The 14,652-nt window shown below is 66.8% G+C and carries 14 protein-coding genes; 8 read left to right on the plus strand and 6 right to left on the minus strand.

Annotated features, from left to right (window positions below; translation table 11 throughout):
* Nucleotides 1-20 precede the first annotated feature (20 nt).
* On the minus strand, nucleotides 21-539 hold the full coding sequence (locus AC56LN_RS19580; RefSeq protein ID WP_499574266.1) for a CcdC protein domain-containing protein: 519 nt from the start codon (nucleotides 537-539) through the stop codon (nucleotides 21-23).
* A 119-nt stretch (nucleotides 540-658) separates the two neighbouring features.
* Here AC56LN_RS19580 and AC56LN_RS19585 point away from each other — a divergent pair, with 119 nt between their 5' ends.
* The 4 genes from AC56LN_RS19585 to AC56LN_RS19600 all read left to right on the plus strand — a co-directional run bounded on the left by AC56LN_RS19585 (nucleotide 659) and on the right by AC56LN_RS19600 (nucleotide 4,106).
* Nucleotides 659-844: a hypothetical protein gene (locus tag AC56LN_RS19585; protein WP_499574268.1), complete on the plus strand. Its 186-nt coding sequence runs from the start codon at nucleotides 659-661 to the stop codon at nucleotides 842-844.
* A gap of 55 nt (nucleotides 845-899) precedes the next feature.
* Complete coding sequence (locus AC56LN_RS19590) at nucleotides 900-1,601, plus strand: YjjG family noncanonical pyrimidine nucleotidase (protein ID WP_499574270.1); 702 nt, start codon at nucleotides 900-902, stop codon at nucleotides 1,599-1,601.
* Between the two features lie 163 nt (nucleotides 1,602-1,764).
* The gene (locus AC56LN_RS19595) at nucleotides 1,765-2,814 is read left to right on the plus strand and encodes an NAD(P)-dependent alcohol dehydrogenase (protein WP_183553964.1); all 1,050 of its coding nucleotides are present in this window, start codon (nucleotides 1,765-1,767) and stop codon (nucleotides 2,812-2,814) included.
* Nucleotides 2,815-2,903: 89 nt separating this feature from the next.
* A complete protein-coding gene (locus AC56LN_RS19600; RefSeq protein ID WP_499574272.1) occupies nucleotides 2,904-4,106 on the plus strand; it encodes an MFS transporter in 1,203 nt (400 codons plus the stop codon).
* Here AC56LN_RS19600 and AC56LN_RS19605 read toward each other — a convergent pair.
* Together AC56LN_RS19605 and AC56LN_RS19610 are read right to left on the minus strand one after the other, a co-directional pair.
* Entirely contained in the window at nucleotides 4,094-4,987 is an 894-nt protein-coding gene (locus tag AC56LN_RS19605; RefSeq protein WP_499574274.1) for a LysR family transcriptional regulator, read from the minus strand. The two genes, AC56LN_RS19600 and AC56LN_RS19605, sit on opposite strands and share 13 nt — an antisense overlap.
* Before the next feature lie 11 nt (nucleotides 4,988-4,998).
* Nucleotides 4,999-5,313, minus strand: coding sequence for a hypothetical protein (locus AC56LN_RS19610; RefSeq protein WP_499574276.1), 315 nt, complete (start codon nucleotides 5,311-5,313; stop codon nucleotides 4,999-5,001).
* Between AC56LN_RS19610 and AC56LN_RS19615 the strand changes: the two genes are divergently transcribed.
* Complete coding sequence (locus tag AC56LN_RS19615; protein ID WP_499574278.1) at nucleotides 5,312-5,971, plus strand: DUF6622 family protein; 660 nt, start codon at nucleotides 5,312-5,314, stop codon at nucleotides 5,969-5,971. The two genes, AC56LN_RS19610 and AC56LN_RS19615, sit on opposite strands and share 2 nt — an antisense overlap.
* Before the next feature lie 6 nt (nucleotides 5,972-5,977).
* Here AC56LN_RS19615 and AC56LN_RS19620 read toward each other — a convergent pair whose 3' ends face one another.
* Complete coding sequence (locus AC56LN_RS19620; RefSeq protein ID WP_499574280.1) at nucleotides 5,978-10,429, minus strand: translocation/assembly module TamB domain-containing protein; 4,452 nt, start codon at nucleotides 10,427-10,429, stop codon at nucleotides 5,978-5,980.
* The gene (locus tag AC56LN_RS19625) at nucleotides 10,429-12,306 is read right to left on the minus strand and encodes an autotransporter assembly complex protein TamA (RefSeq protein WP_499574283.1); all 1,878 of its coding nucleotides are present in this window, start codon (nucleotides 12,304-12,306) and stop codon (nucleotides 10,429-10,431) included. Before AC56LN_RS19625 ends, AC56LN_RS19620 begins: the two co-directional genes overlap by 1 nt.
* A 173-nt stretch (nucleotides 12,307-12,479) precedes the next feature.
* Here AC56LN_RS19625 and queC point away from each other — a divergent pair, with 173 nt between their 5' ends.
* Nucleotides 12,480-13,187, plus strand: coding sequence for a 7-cyano-7-deazaguanine synthase QueC (queC, locus tag AC56LN_RS19630; protein ID WP_499574285.1), 708 nt, complete (start codon nucleotides 12,480-12,482; stop codon nucleotides 13,185-13,187).
* A 4-nt stretch (nucleotides 13,188-13,191) separates the two neighbouring features.
* Here queC and AC56LN_RS19635 read toward each other — a convergent pair whose 3' ends face one another.
* On the minus strand, nucleotides 13,192-13,569 hold the full coding sequence (locus tag AC56LN_RS19635) for a hypothetical protein (RefSeq protein ID WP_499574289.1): 378 nt from the start codon (nucleotides 13,567-13,569) through the stop codon (nucleotides 13,192-13,194).
* 216 nt (nucleotides 13,570-13,785) lie between these two features.
* Here AC56LN_RS19635 and AC56LN_RS19640 point away from each other — a divergent pair, with 216 nt between their 5' ends.
* Together AC56LN_RS19640 and AC56LN_RS19645 are read left to right on the plus strand one after the other, a co-directional pair.
* Nucleotides 13,786-14,013 carry a hypothetical protein gene (locus tag AC56LN_RS19640; protein WP_499574292.1) on the plus strand — a complete coding sequence of 76 codons (228 nt, stop codon included), beginning with the start codon at nucleotides 13,786-13,788 and terminating at the stop codon, nucleotides 14,011-14,013.
* A 127-nt stretch (nucleotides 14,014-14,140) separates the two neighbouring features.
* Nucleotides 14,141-14,650 (plus strand): hypothetical protein, encoded by a 510-nt coding sequence (locus AC56LN_RS19645; RefSeq protein WP_499574297.1) that lies wholly within the window; start codon nucleotides 14,141-14,143, stop codon nucleotides 14,648-14,650.
* Nucleotides 14,651-14,652: the final 2 nt, after the last annotated feature.

The following is a 14,652-nucleotide window of genomic DNA, read 5'->3' on the forward strand; positions in this document are numbered from 1 at the left end:
TCCGATGCGGATCCCTTTTTTTATGCCTGCAAGCTTTCGCGCTTGGCGCGTCGCCGCCAGCGCAGCAGCCCGGCCGAATAGCAGGCGAAGTAGCCACTGGTGAGACCCACGCACAGCATCGTCAGCGGGCTGTCGCTCAACTGGGGCGTGGGCAGACCCTTTCCCTGGTTGGCGTAGATCTCGACGCCGATGTACAGGATGCGCGCCACCAGGATCATCGCCATCACCAGGCCCAGGCGGGCGTTCGGCGTGAAGAAGTAACCCTCGGGCGTTGCCTCGAAGCGCGACAGCTTCAGGCCCCATACGCCGTAGCCGATGCCGCCGGCCGCGCCCACCAGCAGCGCCGCCAGGTTGTACGGGCTGGCAAACAGCTGCGCCGCCGGCACCAGGATCATCGCGCCGAACACCAGGATGCCCGTGTAATGGCGCTGGTAGATCGAGCGCTGGCGCAGCATCTGCTTCTTGATGCGCGCGTAGATGCGCCAGACCAGCAGCGGGGTCAGGACGAGCAGGGCCAGGGTGGTGATCGAAAGTTCCATGAGGACGGTCAGCAGGCGGTGTGCGGAAAGACCGCATTGTAGCCCACTGCCGGCGCGCGCCGCGCCGCAGGAGCGTATGCTAATGTGGTTCAACCAGCACCCACCGGGAGGACCAGATCATGCAAGCAGCCCGTACTGCGCCATCAGCGCCGCCGTTTTCCATCCATGCCCATCGCGCGCCCGACCCGGCGCCCGTCGACGATCCGATGCCCGACCCTTTTGACGAGCCGCATCCGCATCCGCACCACCAGCCGGGCCATCTGCCGCACGATGACGAGCCGGTGCCCGATCCGAACCCCAGCTGACGCAGGTTGGCGGCGGGTGCTACCATGGAGCATTGCCGCTTTACTGTTGGACGCAATGAAACACCGCCTTTTCCTGTTTGACCTCGACGATACCCTGCTCGATTTCCGGGCTTCCGAACAAGCTTCCTTCCAGCGCACGATGGCGCACTTCGATCTGCGTGATGGCCTCGACGTCCTGTTCGCGCAGTACCAGATGACCAATGTCGCGCTCTGGCGCCTCTTCGAACAGGGCGCCGTGTCGAAGGACTTCCTGCGCATCGAACGCTTTCGCAAGACCTTCGCCGACAACGGGATCGACCTCGATCCGCACGTCGCCAGTGATGTGTACAGCGAATCCCTTGCCGATACCGTCGTGCTGGTGGACGGCGCCGTAGAGCTGTGCGAAACGCTGGCCGCCATCGGCGAAGTGGGCATCATCACCAACGGCGCGCACGCGATCCAGCACCGGCGCATCGCCAGTTCGGGGCTGGCCCCGTCGCTGTCGTTCGTGGCGACGTCCGAAGCCTGCGGCTTCGCCAAGCCGGACAGCCGCTTCTTCGAGTACACCAGCAAGATGGCGCGCACCTTCGCCAAGCCCGATACAGTGATCGTGGGCGACCGCCTGGACGCCGATATCCTTGGCGCGAACCGCTTCGGCATCGACAGCGTCTGGTTCAACCCGGGCGGCCTGGCCAACGAATCGCACGCCATCCCGACCTGCGAAGTTGACAGCCTGCACGATATCGACGCCGCATTGCGCCGCCTGGCGCTCGCCTGAGCCGGCACCGGCCCGGCTGAAGGCCGCGCTGCATTCATGCGCTGGCGTCATATGCCCAATGCGTGAACGGGTCTTTATCCCGTCTGCGCCAGGTTTTATATTGCCTCCTTGTTCATCGATCAGCGCCGCCCGCGGCGCTGATCGCATTACCACAAGGATCCCCATGACCGTCAAAGCCTATGGCGCCTACGCGCCCGACCAAGCTCTCGAATCGATGGACATCACGCGCCGCGCGCCTGGCGCGCACGACGTGCAGATCGCGATCGACTTCTGCGGCGTCTGCCACTCCGACCTGCACACCGTGCGCGGCGAATGGGCCGGCTCGCAGTTTCCCTGCGTGCCGGGCCACGAGATCGTCGGCCGCGTGTCGGCCATCGGCGCCCACGTCACGCAGCACAAGGTCGGTGACCTGGTCGGTGTCGGCTGCATGGTCGATTCGTGCAAGGCGTGCGCCGATTGCGGCGAAGGCCTGGAAAACTATTGCGACAACATGGTCGGCACCTACAACGGCCCAACCCCGGACGCACCGGGCCACACGCTGGGCGGTTACTCCGAACAGATCGTCGTGCACGAGCGCTTCGTGCTGCGCGTGACCCACCCGCAAGAGCAGCTGGCCGCCGTGGCGCCGCTGCTGTGCGCCGGCATCACCGTCTGGTCGCCGCTGCGCCACTGGAACGCCGGTCCCGGCAAGAAGGTCGGCATCGTCGGCATCGGTGGCCTGGGCCACATGGGCATCAAGCTGGCCCACGCCATGGGCGCGCATGTCGTGGCGTTCACGACGTCGGCCTCCAAGCGCGACGACGCGCTGGCGCTGGGCGCCGATGAAGTCGTGATCTCGAAGGATGCCGACGCCATGGCGGCGCAGGCCAAGACCCTCGACCTGATCATCAACACGGTGGCCGCGCCGCACGACCTGGACGCGTTCCTGCAGATCCTCAAGCGCGACGGCACCATGGTGCTGGTCGGCGCGCCGGATTCGCCGCACCCGTCGCCGCAGGTGTTCAACCTGATCATGAAGCGCCGCGCGATCGCCGGCTCGATGATCGGCGGGATTCCTGAAACCCAGGAGATGCTCGACTTCTGCGCCGAACACGGCATCGTGTCGGACATCGAGATGATCCGCGCCGACGAGATCAACGGCGCCTACGAGCGCATGCTCAAGGGTGACGTCAAGTACCGCTTCGTGATCGACAGCGCCACGCTGGCCGCGTAAGCCGCCTTCGGCCCCGTCGCGGGCCGCATCGTCGCTCCTCCTGCGCCCTGGTGCAGGGGGAGCGTTTGTTTTCTACTCCTGCCTAACCAATGAATCCAACCATTTCCGTCGCTTGCGACAGCAAGCCGGCCGGGCCTGCGGCGTGGGGCGCCGTGCTGGCGATGTCGCTTGCCGCCTTTGCCCTGGTCGCGTCCGAATTCATGCCGGTCAGCCTGCTCACGCCACTGGCGGCCGACCTGCACATCACCGAAGGCCAGGCCGGGCAGTCGATCGCCATTTCCGGTGCGTTCGCACTGCTGACCAGTCTGTGCCTGACATCGTTCGTGGGGCGGCTCGACCGCAAGACGCTGCTGTTGGCGTTGACCGGCCTGATGATCGCGTCGGGAACCGTGGCCGCATTTGCGCCGAACTATCCGCTGTTCATGGTGGGCCGCGCGCTGATTGGTGTGGCCATCGGCGGCTTCTGGTCGATGTCGGCGGCCACGGCGATGCGCCTGGTGCCCACGGCCGACGTGCCGCGCGCCTTGGCCATCCTCAATGGCGGCAATGCGCTGGCCACGGTGATTGCGGCACCGGCGGGCAGTTACCTGGGCGGCGTGATCGGCTGGCGCGGCGCCTTCTTTTGCCTGGTGCCGGTGGCGACGCTGGCGCTGGCATGGCTCTGGTTCAGCCTTCCGGCGCTGCGCCCCGAACACCGGCAGGCACCAGCCAGCATGTTCGCATTGCTCAAGCGTCCCGCAGTCTGCCTGGGCATGGCGGCAGCAAGCCTGTTCTTCATGGGGCAGTTCGCGTTGTTTACCTATCTGCGGCCGTTCCTCGAAACCGTCACCCGCGTCGATGTGTCGACGCTGTCGCTGATGCTGCTGGTGCTGGGTGTGGCCGGGTTCATCGGCACGACGCTGATCGGGTCCGTGCTCAAGGCACGCATGTACCCCGTCCTGATCGCGATCCCGCTCATCATGGCGGCGATCGCGGTGGGGCTGCTCATCGTCGGCCAGTCGGTGGCGGCAACGATGCTGCTGCTGGCCATCTGGGGGCTGGTCGCGACGGCGGCCCCGGTGGGCTGGTGGACCTGGCTGGCGCGCACGCTACCGCGCGACGCCGAAGCCGGCGGCGGCCTGATGGTGGCGGTGGTGCAGCTGGCGATCATGCTCGGCGCCACCGGCGGTGGCCTGCTGTTCGACGCCAGTGGCCATGGCGCCACCTTCGGGTTCAGCGCCGCCGTGCTGGTGGCGGCCAGCGTGCTGGCGCTGCTGGCGGCGCGCGCCGGCCGCGTCGATCAACCTGGGTAGCGCAACGCGTCGATCACGAGCCCCAGTGCGCGCGACGAATGGCGCCGGCTCGGGTAATAGGCGTGCAGGCCGGGAAAGCTGGGACACCAGTCTTCCATCACGCTGACCAGGCGCCCGGCCTGCACATGCGGCGCGACCAGGCTCTCGGGCAGGAAGGTCACGCCCACGCCATCGAGCGCCGCAGCGAGCATGTGATGGACGTTGGTAAACACCGCCTGGCCACGCACGCGCGCTTCGATCGGCTGGCCGTCATGCAGCAATTCCCACGCATACAGCCCGCCGCTGCTGGCCAGCCGCAGGTTGATGCAGTTGTGCTGCATGAGTTCGTGCAGCGATGCCGGTGCCGGCCGGCGTGCGAAGTAGGCGGGCGCGCCGACGATCCGCATCGGCACGTCGGCCGTCAGGCGCACTGCGATCATGTCCTTCTCTACCTGGTCGCCATGGCGCACACCGATATCGAAGCGCTCGGCCGCGATGTCCACCAGGCGGTAGTCGGAGCTGATTTCGATCTGCAGTTCGGGGTATTGCGGCAGTAGCGGCGCAATGCGCGGCCAGAGCACCGTGTCGATCACGTGGTCAATGGCCGTGATGCGCACGGTGCCGGACGGCTTGTCGCCCAGATCGCTGATGGCCGTGATTTCGGCATCGATTTCTTCCAGTCGCGGCCCCACGTTCTGCAGCAGGCGCTCGCCCGCTTCGGTGGGCGAGACGCTGCGCGTCGTGCGCGTGAGCAGGCGCACACCCAGGCGCTCTTCCAGCCCCCGCACGATGTGGCTGAGCGCCGACTGACTCATGCCCAGCCTGGCGGCGGCGCGCGTGAAGCTGCGCTCGCGCGCAACGGCGATGAAGACGAGGATGTCGTTGATGTTGTCGCGGGCCATGCGGGTGTTACCTAACCGGCCTCGCCACCGCTGCGGGTGCTGCGCAGCCAGTCGCTGCCCTTGCCAGCCAGCGCCGTATCGATGACGCCCTGCGGCAGGCTGTAGACGGTGGCCCAGGTGGCGCGCCCATCGATATCGTTGGACGGGAAGCTGGTGGTCTCGATCGGCCAGTGGTATTTGCGTTTCAGCGCGCGCACGATCGCGGCGAGCGTCACGCGCCCGCGCAGCGGTTCGCTGCCCGCCTGGTCGGCGTTCGACAACAGCACGGCGAGTACTGCGCCGCGTGCGGTGCGTGGGCCGGGGAAGATGGGATGTTTGCTTGCCATGGCCAGATTCTACCCGGCCAGCGCAAAGTTCGCGCCGCACCGCAGGCGGTTCGCGCCACCCCGGCGCCGCTTCGTCGCACGGGATGCCGCGGCGTCCGGCGTGTCCGCACAATGTACGCACCTTCTACCTGCCACGGAGCCTGCCATGCTGATCCAGATCCTGACCCACACGCCCCTGTATGTCTGGGCCATCCTCGCGTTCCTGCTCTGGCGCGGCGTCGCCGAGATGCGCGATCGCGAACTGACGCTGCGCCGGATGCTGATCCTGCCGCTGGTGATGCTGGGATTGTCGCTGAACGATATGGCGCTCAAGTTCGACATGGGAATGGTGCTGGTGACCGCCTGGGTCACCGGCTGCGCGGCGGCGGCGCTGCTGGCCTGGCGGTTCGGCCGCACCCGCATCGCAGCCGGTACGGCGCCCGACCGGGTGCTGGTGCGCGGCAGTGTGATGCCTTTGATGCTGATGCTGGCCATCTTTCTGACCAAGTACATCACGTCGGTCGTGCTGGTGATCCAGCCGCAGCTGGCGCACCAGCTGGCGGTGGCCGCAACGATCTGCCTGGTGTTCGGCGTGTTCAACGGGGTGCTGCTGGGCCGCCTGGCGCGCATGGCGGGCGCCGTGGGACAGCAGCGGGCAGGATTGCCCGCTGCTGTCTAGACCAGATCAGTCAAACGCCCATGAATAGAGAATATCGAGCGCGCTGTTGGTCCCGGTCTGGAACTGCAGCGAGATACGCGGCGTGAGCTTGTAGCGCAGGCGCACCAGGCTCGATGCGGTGCTGGTGCCTTGCTCGAAGCTCAGGTAAGCGCGCTGCGAAATGCGCTTGCCGACCGTGACCACGGTGCTTTCCAGTCCCGAACCGCTGCCGCCGCCGGCGCCCTGTTTCAGGCCCAGTTCATCCACGCCGAGCGAGTTGGCGATCTTCGACTGGATGCCGCCGGTGCCGCCGCTGCCGCCCAGCAGGGCGCTGGCAGCTGCCGTCAGCACGCCTTTCTGGTCGCCGCTGGCCGCTTCCATGCCCTGGCCCAGCACGAGCCATGACAGCTTGTCGCTGTCGGACACGTTCGGCGTCGACACCAGGCGCGCCGTCGGCGATTGCGCCGTGCCACGGACCTGCACCCCGGCTTCGACGTTGGTCTCGGACAGCTGCTCGCCCTCGGGGCGCTTGCGCACCGCGAGGATGTCGAGCGACGGGTTGTCGTACGGGCCGCTGAAGGTCATCACGGCGCGTTCGATCGACAGGTTCTGGCCGTACGCAGCGTAGGTGCCGTTCAGCGCGCGGATGGTGCCATTGATGCGCGGCTGGCCGCTGCCCGTCATGCGCACGCGGGCGGTGCCGGCCAGGTAGGCGTCGATGCCCATTGCGCGGATGTGGAAGTCGTCACCCAGGTCGGCTGCCAGGTCCACCGTCAGCGGCACTTCCTTTTCGCTGGTTTTTGGCGTTGGCTTGGTCGTGGCGCGGCCCAGCACGATGACGTCGTCCGAGATCGTCGGCGTGCCTTGCGGCGCGAATTCGATCAGGGCGCGGTCGGCGCGGAATTTGCCTTCCAGTGCGAAGCGGCTCGCGTCACGCACGAGCGATGCCTGGCCGCTCAGGATCACGGTACGATCCGGGCGCGACAGGGCTTCGAGCCGGTCCATGTTCAGGCGAATGTCCATCGTCGGCGCGCCATCGGCAAAGCGCACGTAGCCGCTGGCGGCAGCGCCGCCCTGGCGGCCCTGGAACGACAGCTTCTCGATGCGCAGCTGGTCGCCGCCAAGCAGCGCGCGCAGTTCGCCATTGCGCAGGTTCACGCCCTGTTCAGCCCAGCGCACGCCCAGCTTGTCGCCGTCGAGATTGCCGTTCAGGCTGGGTTTCCCGATCGTGCCGCCACCCGTCATCGCCACGCGCAGCGCGCCGTCGAGTTCCAGGCCCGGCTGGCCGGCCAGCGATGCGAGCCAGGCGATCGACGGGATGTTGGCGTTGGCCGTCATGCGCAGCGGGCTGTCGCTCTCGAGGCGGCCGTTGATCATCTGCGCATTGGCGTCGATCTTGGCCACGCCGGTGCGGGCGCCATCCAGATCCAGGTTCACGCGCAGGCTGCTGCCGACCACTTCGGCGCGCGCCTCCAGCTGGCGCAGGCCGAGTGCCACGGGCGTGTCGCCACCGACGATGGCGTCGCCCTTTTCGCGGAACACGCGCACATTGCCGGCCAGCGAAGGTGCGGCACCTTGTGCTTGCGGCGCGCGCATGTCGACCGACCAGGCCGCGCCCAGCGTCAGGTCGCCGCGCGCGTTGTCGGCCAGCGCTGGCGAGAACTGCGCCAGGTAGGTCAGCGGCACATTGTCGGCATGGCCGCGGCTGGCCCAGCGCGGGCCATCCTTGGTCAGCGCATCGACCGTGATGCTGCCGTTCGGCAGGGCGATCACGGCGCCATTGAAGGCGATGCGCTCGGGGCTGGCCAGGCCGGCGAAACCGCCGCCCGGTGCGCCGCTGACAGTCAATGGCACCGGCTTTTGCAGGTTCATCGCATAGCGGCCACGGTTTTGCAGTGCAGCCAGCGTGCCGCTCCAGGTATCTTTCGAGAAGGCGCCACGCAGTTCGGCATTGGCATCGAACGCGTCGCCCAGTGCCGACAGGCGCAGCGTGTGCGCGCCGCGCGTGCCGTCGGTTTTCAGGCGTACGGATGCCACGCGGGTGTCGCCATTGACGTAGTCGAGTACCTCGACATCGGTCACCAGCGGGTCGCTTGCGCCGCGGCCGGAGCCCAGGTTGGCGCTGGCTTTGAGCGAGCGCACCGTGTGCGTGCCCATCGCGCGCAGGTTCTGGCCCGCGATGGTCGCGGTGAGCGATGGCGTGTCGGCGGTGCCGGACAGGACGCCCGAGCCGCGCAGCACGCCGCCGTATTCGGGACCGAACGCGGCCAGTTGCGGCGCATCGATGCGCCAGTTGAGCGCATCGCGCGCGGCGCCGAAGCTGCCGGTGGCGGCGATGACGTTCGGACCCACGTGCAGGTCGACGTTGGCGTCGGACACATGGCGGCGGTCGGCCGCCAGGCGGGCATGGCCCCAGAACGGCGAATTGGCCAGCGTCGAATCGACCACCTTGAGGTCGAGCGCGCCGCGCCAGTCGGCGCCGGCGCGGCCGCTGCCGGTAAAGGTCGAGTTGATATTGCCGGCCAATGGCGAACCGAAGGCGGCCGGGTTGAAGCGTTCGGTCGCGCCGGTGGCTTTGACTTCGACCACGCGTGCAGCCTCAGGGCCGCCCAGCCAGGCTTCGCCCTGGGCGCGCACGACGCCGCTGTTGTTCTTGCGCTGGGCGTCGACCCAGCCGAGATTGCGCGCGTTGACGTCGAACGTCGTGCGCGGCGCCGCCATGGTGCCGGTGACGACGCCATTCGCCACCACCGCGCCATACAGGTCGGCGCGCACGGCGGCGAGCTGGCGGCCGTCCAGGCGCCATTGCAGGCGGTCGCCCGCGCCGCCAAACGCGCCTTTCAGGTCGACCGTGTTCTGGCCCAGCGCCAGGTTGGCGTCGATGCCGGCGATGCGCTTGGCGTCAGCCGTGAGTTTGCCCTTGCCGCTGAGCGGCTGGTTCATCAGGCGGCTCTGGCGCACGGCGAAGTCGGCGTCGACCTTCCATTCGGGCGTCAGGACGCCGGCTGCATTGACCGTGGCGTTGATGTCGGCTGCCGGCAGGTCGCCGAATTCGGACGGGTCGAAGCGGCTGGCATTGGCCGTCGCCTTGAACGCCTGGTCGCCTTCGAGGTTCATGGTGCCGCTGGCGGTGACGCTGCCACGCTTGGCGCGCAACGTCGCTTCACGCAGCGTGGCCACATTGTTTTCCAGCGTGGCCAGCGCCGTCAGGCGCAGGCCGGCATCGATCAGGTTCGCCTCCAACGTCTGGCGCGTCGCTTCGTTGGTGACCGCGATATCGCCCTTGATTGCCGTCGGCTTCATGGCCGAGTGGATTTCCCTGAGGTTGAAGCGGTCGGTGTGCAGCGCAAAGCGCGCGGTACCGATGCCTTCTTCATCCTTCGTGCGCTGCACGCCGCCGGTGCCGGTGAATTTGCCGGCCGCGCCGAAGTCGAGCAGCACGTTCGAGACGGCCAGTGCCGACAGGTTGCCGCCCAGTTGGCCGCGCGCAGCGCGCAGTGGCAGGCGTTGCTGGTCGATCGTGCCTTCCGGCCCGGTATTGGTGATGTCGACGCTGCCGCTGATATTGCGTTGTTCGTCCAGCTTGCCGGCCACGGCGAAGGTGAGATCGGCGGTCGGCAGGGCAGGGTTGAAGAAGCCCGGATCGACGTTGCGGCCATTGATGCGCAGCGCGCGCAGCGGGATCTCGGCGTAGGGCGCGAGCGTGAAATGGGCGTCGCCGATGGCGCGTCCGGCGCTGCCGGTGGCGTCGATCTGGGTGGCGTTCTGGATGTCGCCGCCGACCTTGATCTGCAGCTGCGCGGCGCGCGCGCCGGCGCTGGCCTGCGATTGCGTCAGGCTGCCCGCCGCGTCGATCTTGAAGGGACGGGCCGCGCCGACGGTGGCATTGGCGGCGACCTGGCCCCATGGCGTGGCCGCGGTCGCGTTCTGCACGACCCAGCTGCGCTTGTCGCCCTTGGCGCGCACGCGGATATTGTCGATGCGCGTTTCGGCGCCGCCGATGTTCACCATCGTCATATTGGCGAGGCGAGCATCGTCGACCTCGATGCGGAACGGTGGCGCCAGGCTGGTCGGGAGTACGGACGGCTCGTCGGTTTCCTTCAGCGTCTGCATGCGCACGCTGGCGGCCCACAGCTGGTCGATCAGGATGCCGCCCGACAGCACCTGGCCTGGTGACCAGTCGATGTCGATCTTGTTGGCGGTGATGACCTGTTCGTCGGTGCGCCAGATCAGGCGTTCGATGTGCATCTTGCCGTACAAGGTGCCACTCACGCCCGTGAGCGTGAGTTTGCCGCCGGTGGTGCTGGCAACGCGCTGGGCGATCATTTGCAGCGTGGTTTCGCGGCCCAGGTACCAGAGCGTGCCGCCGACGATGACGCCGGTGGCGACAAGGCCGATTGCGACGCGGCGTGGCCAGCGGCGTGGGTTGGTCTGGGGTTGATCAGGCGTCGGCGCCGGGTTGTTTTCAGGTGTTTCCATCAGAACGTGAATCCGAGTGAGAAGTGCAGGCGCGCCTTGCGCACCGCATGGCCGTAGGCCAGGTCGACATTGATCGGACCGACCGGGCTGCGCCAGCGCGCGCCCACGCCATAGCCCGACTTGGGATTGAGGTCGCCGAACTTGTCGGCGGCATTGCCGACGTCATAGAACACGGCCACGCCCCAGGGCGGCTTGAACCAGTACTGGTATTCGGCGCTGGCGGTGGCCAGGTAACGGCCGCCCACGGTCGCGCCGTTTTCCTGCACGCCCAGTTCCTGGTAACCGTAGCCGCGCACCGACTGGTCGCCGCCGGCGCGGAACAGGAAGGTGCTCGGCACGCCGAGCTTTTCTTTCGAAGCCACGGCGCCGGTTTCGCCGCGCAGGATCAGCGTGCCCGCCGGGCCCAGTGGCTTGTAGTAGATGCCGCGCAGGTACATGCGCAGGAATTTTTCGTCCGTCAGGATCGGCAGCACGGCGCCGCCGAGCTGCGCGTTGACCACATAGCCGTTGGTCGGCAGGATCAGGCTGTCGAGCTTGCGCTTCGTGATGCTGTAGGTCAGCGGCAGGCTCTTGGTGCGGGTCGGCTCCAGACCCTGCACTTCGCGCTCTTCGGTCAGCGCTTCGAGCGTCACGCTTTGTTCCAGCAGGGGCGAGCCCCAGGCGCGGCGCGCGGCGACGCTGGCGAGCGTGGTCAGCTCGCCGCGCAGGTCTTCCCGTTCGATGCCCGCGCTGATGCTGTCGTTATAGCCCTTGGCCGTGGTTGGCCAGAACAGTTCACCCTTGGCGGTCTGGCGCTTCTGTTCGTAGATCAGGTCAGTCTTCAAGCGCTTGCCGAACACGTTCAGGTCGTCGTAGCTCAGCTGTGCGCGGCCGCCCGTGTCGGTCGAAAAGCCCACACCGGCCTCGACGTTCTTCTGTTTGTTTTCGGTGACGTTGACCACCACCGGCAGCGTGGTCGGGCCGGTCGCCGGCTCGGGCGTGGCCGGATTGGCGTCGCTGTCGGCGTCTTCCTTGATGTCGGCGATTTCGGCATTGAGCACGGCGCGCATGTCGGCGCTCACTTCGACGCTGGCGAAGTAGCCGGTGTCCTGCACGCGCGATTGCAGCGCCTGCAGCGCGGCTTCGCTGTACTGGTCGCCCGGGTTGATCTTGTTGAGGTTGGTGATGACTTCGGCCGGGTAACGCTTCAGGCCGCGGATACGCAGGTTCCCGAAACGCATCTCGGGACCCGAATCGATCACCACGCGCAGCAGCGCGCGGCGCGAATCCGGATCGACGGTCGCGCTGGTTTCGACCAGGCGCGCGCGCGGGAAGCGGCTTTGCGCGATATCGCGCACCAGGCCTTTCTTGGCGCCTTCCCAGTCGGACTGGCGGAACTGGCTGCCCACCGGCAGCGTCCAGCGATTGCGCAGCGCGTTGGCGTCGAAGGGAGCGCCGCCTTCTTCAAAGGCGGCAAAGCCCTGCAACACCAGGTCGACGTCGCCGACCAGCACGGGCTGGCCCGGATCGACGATCACGCGCGCGACCGGGCGTGAACCGCTGGTATCGAGGCCGACCGAGACTTTCGGTGAGTAATAACCTTCGGTGGCGATCAGGCTGGTGGCTTGCGCCGGCGCTTCTTTGACCAGGCGCTGCAACTGGTCGATATCGACGCGCGAATTGCCGCGCCAGCGCATCAGGTCCAGGTTTTCTTCAAGCAACTCTTCCAGCGCGCGCGGCGCGTCGATCCGCACCGTGTAATCGACGCCGGTCGTACCTTGTGCATAGACGGTGGTGGCAACTACGAATGCGCCAACACCCAGCAGGGAGCGTTGCAGCAGCGGAGGAAGTGTGCGCTGGCGGGGACCCTTGCGCAGGTGGGGATTCGATCGTGACAACGTGACGCTCCATTGGGTGACTCGTTCGCATCTTAACTGATTGGCAAAGTCGATGGCGGACGTGAAATGTTGCGCGCGCGCGTCTGGACAAACCCCGCTTTATCGGCCACGGTGCCCGCAATCTGTGCCAGAATTGACGGTTGACCCCTGTTTTTTTACCTCCTTTTACCGCCATGACCATCCTATCCACCGACACCGCGCTCGTCCTGTTCAGCGGCGGCCAAGACTCCACCACTTGCCTGGCCTGGGCGCTGCAGCGCTATGCGCGGGTCGAGACGATCGGCTTCGATTATGGCCAGCGCCACGCGATCGAGCTGGCCGTGCGCCCCGGCGTGCTGGCCAGGCTGCGCGCGCTCAATCCCGACTGGGATGCGCGCCTGGGCGACGATCACATGATCGACCTGTCACTGATTTCCAAAATCTCCGACACCGCACTGACCAGCAATGTCGCGATCGAGATGCAGGAAAACGGTTTGCCGAATACGTTCGTGCCGGGCCGCAACCTGATGTTCATGACGGTGGCGGCCACGGTGGCCTACCGGCGCGGACTGAACGTGCTGGTGGGCGGGATGTGCGAGACGGATTTCTCGGGCTACCCGGATTGCCGCGACGACACGATGAAGGCGCTGCAGGTGGCGCTGAACCTGGGCATGGCCACACGGCTGAAGGTAGAGACGCCGCTGATGTGGATCGACAAGGCCCAGACCTGGGAACTGGCAGAGCAGGAGGGTGGCGAAGCGCTGGTCGATCTGATCCGCTTCGATACGCACACCTGCTACCTGGGTGAGCGGGGCGAGGCGCACGCCTGGGGGCACGGTTGTGGCACGTGTCCGGCGTGCGCGCTGCGTGCGCGGGGTTACGCGCAGTACGTGGCGCGCTGAGGCTTTACGCTGCCGCGGTCTTGTCCAGCGTGACCGGGCGCGGCCGGCGCATGGCGTACCACACGATCGCCACGACAATCAGCAGCGGCAGCAGCAGTGGCGACATCGCCAGCGCCAGCACGAGGGCGCCAATCGCCAGCGAGCCGATCAGGATCACACCGACGCCGGCAAACACCACCGCCAGCACCGCCACCGTGATCACCGAGATGAAGATGGCCAGCAGCATGCCGCCACCCGTGAACAGCGTGGCCAGCATGAAGCCGAGCGGGCCGTCGATCTGCTCGCCATCGAGATTGAACGTCATGTCGCCACTCCAGTCGAACAGATTCCACAGCATGGCGGCAAACAGGAACAGGATGACGTAGGGGGCGTATTTTTTCATGACAGTCCTCGCGAATGGTTGGGTTGAGCTGTTTGGTCTTGCATGCTCGAACTGTATGCCCGGCGCACGTGCGCAGCCAGCCGCGTGCGACAGGCTGCATGTTTTACGGGATGAAATGTACACAGGCCGGGGCAATGAAAAGCGCCGCGCATTCCGTCCTTGTAATCACGGCAGCGTTTCCTATACTGACAGCCTGCTCTGTTTCAGGGGGACCCCATGTACGCTGTGCCCAACGCCTGCCGTGACCTGGCCCATGCATCCGGCGGACCGAAGGATCCGCCCTCGGCGCCACCGGCCATTCCACCCATCATCATCACGCCGTTCAACCGCCATACGCCACCGCCCAACGGCGATCCGCGGCCCATTCCCGTTGGCCCGCCAATCATGCCGCCACCCGGTCCGTCGTGGCGTTGTCCGCGCATCGTCGACGATTGTCCGGCCTAGCGATTTTCCAGCCTGTTCTGGACTATTTCAGCCAATCGGCCGCAGTAGCGTCGTGCGGCCTTTTTCATGGGGCCGGTTTCCTCTATGATCGTGGTTTTGGGCGCGCAAGCGCCGAGGACACCGACCCATGAACGACCAGATGCTGGACCCCGACAGCGACGACAGCAGCGAGGACACCGGCCCCGTGCAGCAACCCCGGCTGTGGCAGGGCAATGGCTGGACCGCGCGCGTGATCAAGAACGACGACGATGAAGGCTGGGCCGTCGCGATGTACAAGGATGGCGAGCCCGAACCGGCGCTGGTCGGTCCCTGGACCATGGGCCGCGACAAGAAGAACCCGAAGCCGCTCGACACCAATGCCTTCAACACGCTGATCAAGACGGCGTCCGAAGTCATCCGCCGCCACGAGCAGCACATGCACGCGATCCTGCACAAGAACCTGTACATCTTCACCGAGCAGGGCGAACTGAAGGTCACGCTCGATATCGTCCCGGACGATGACGACCCGTACGCGATGCTGGCCGCCACCGACGAGATGGGCGAGCAGGTTGCGCGCGTGCGCGTGGCGCCCACCTTCAAGCTCACCCCGAGCTCGGCCCAGGCCTGGGTCGAAAGCGACTTCCGCGCGCCGCGCTAAAA

This window comes from Telluria sp. ZT3P26 (assembly GCF_059686035.1).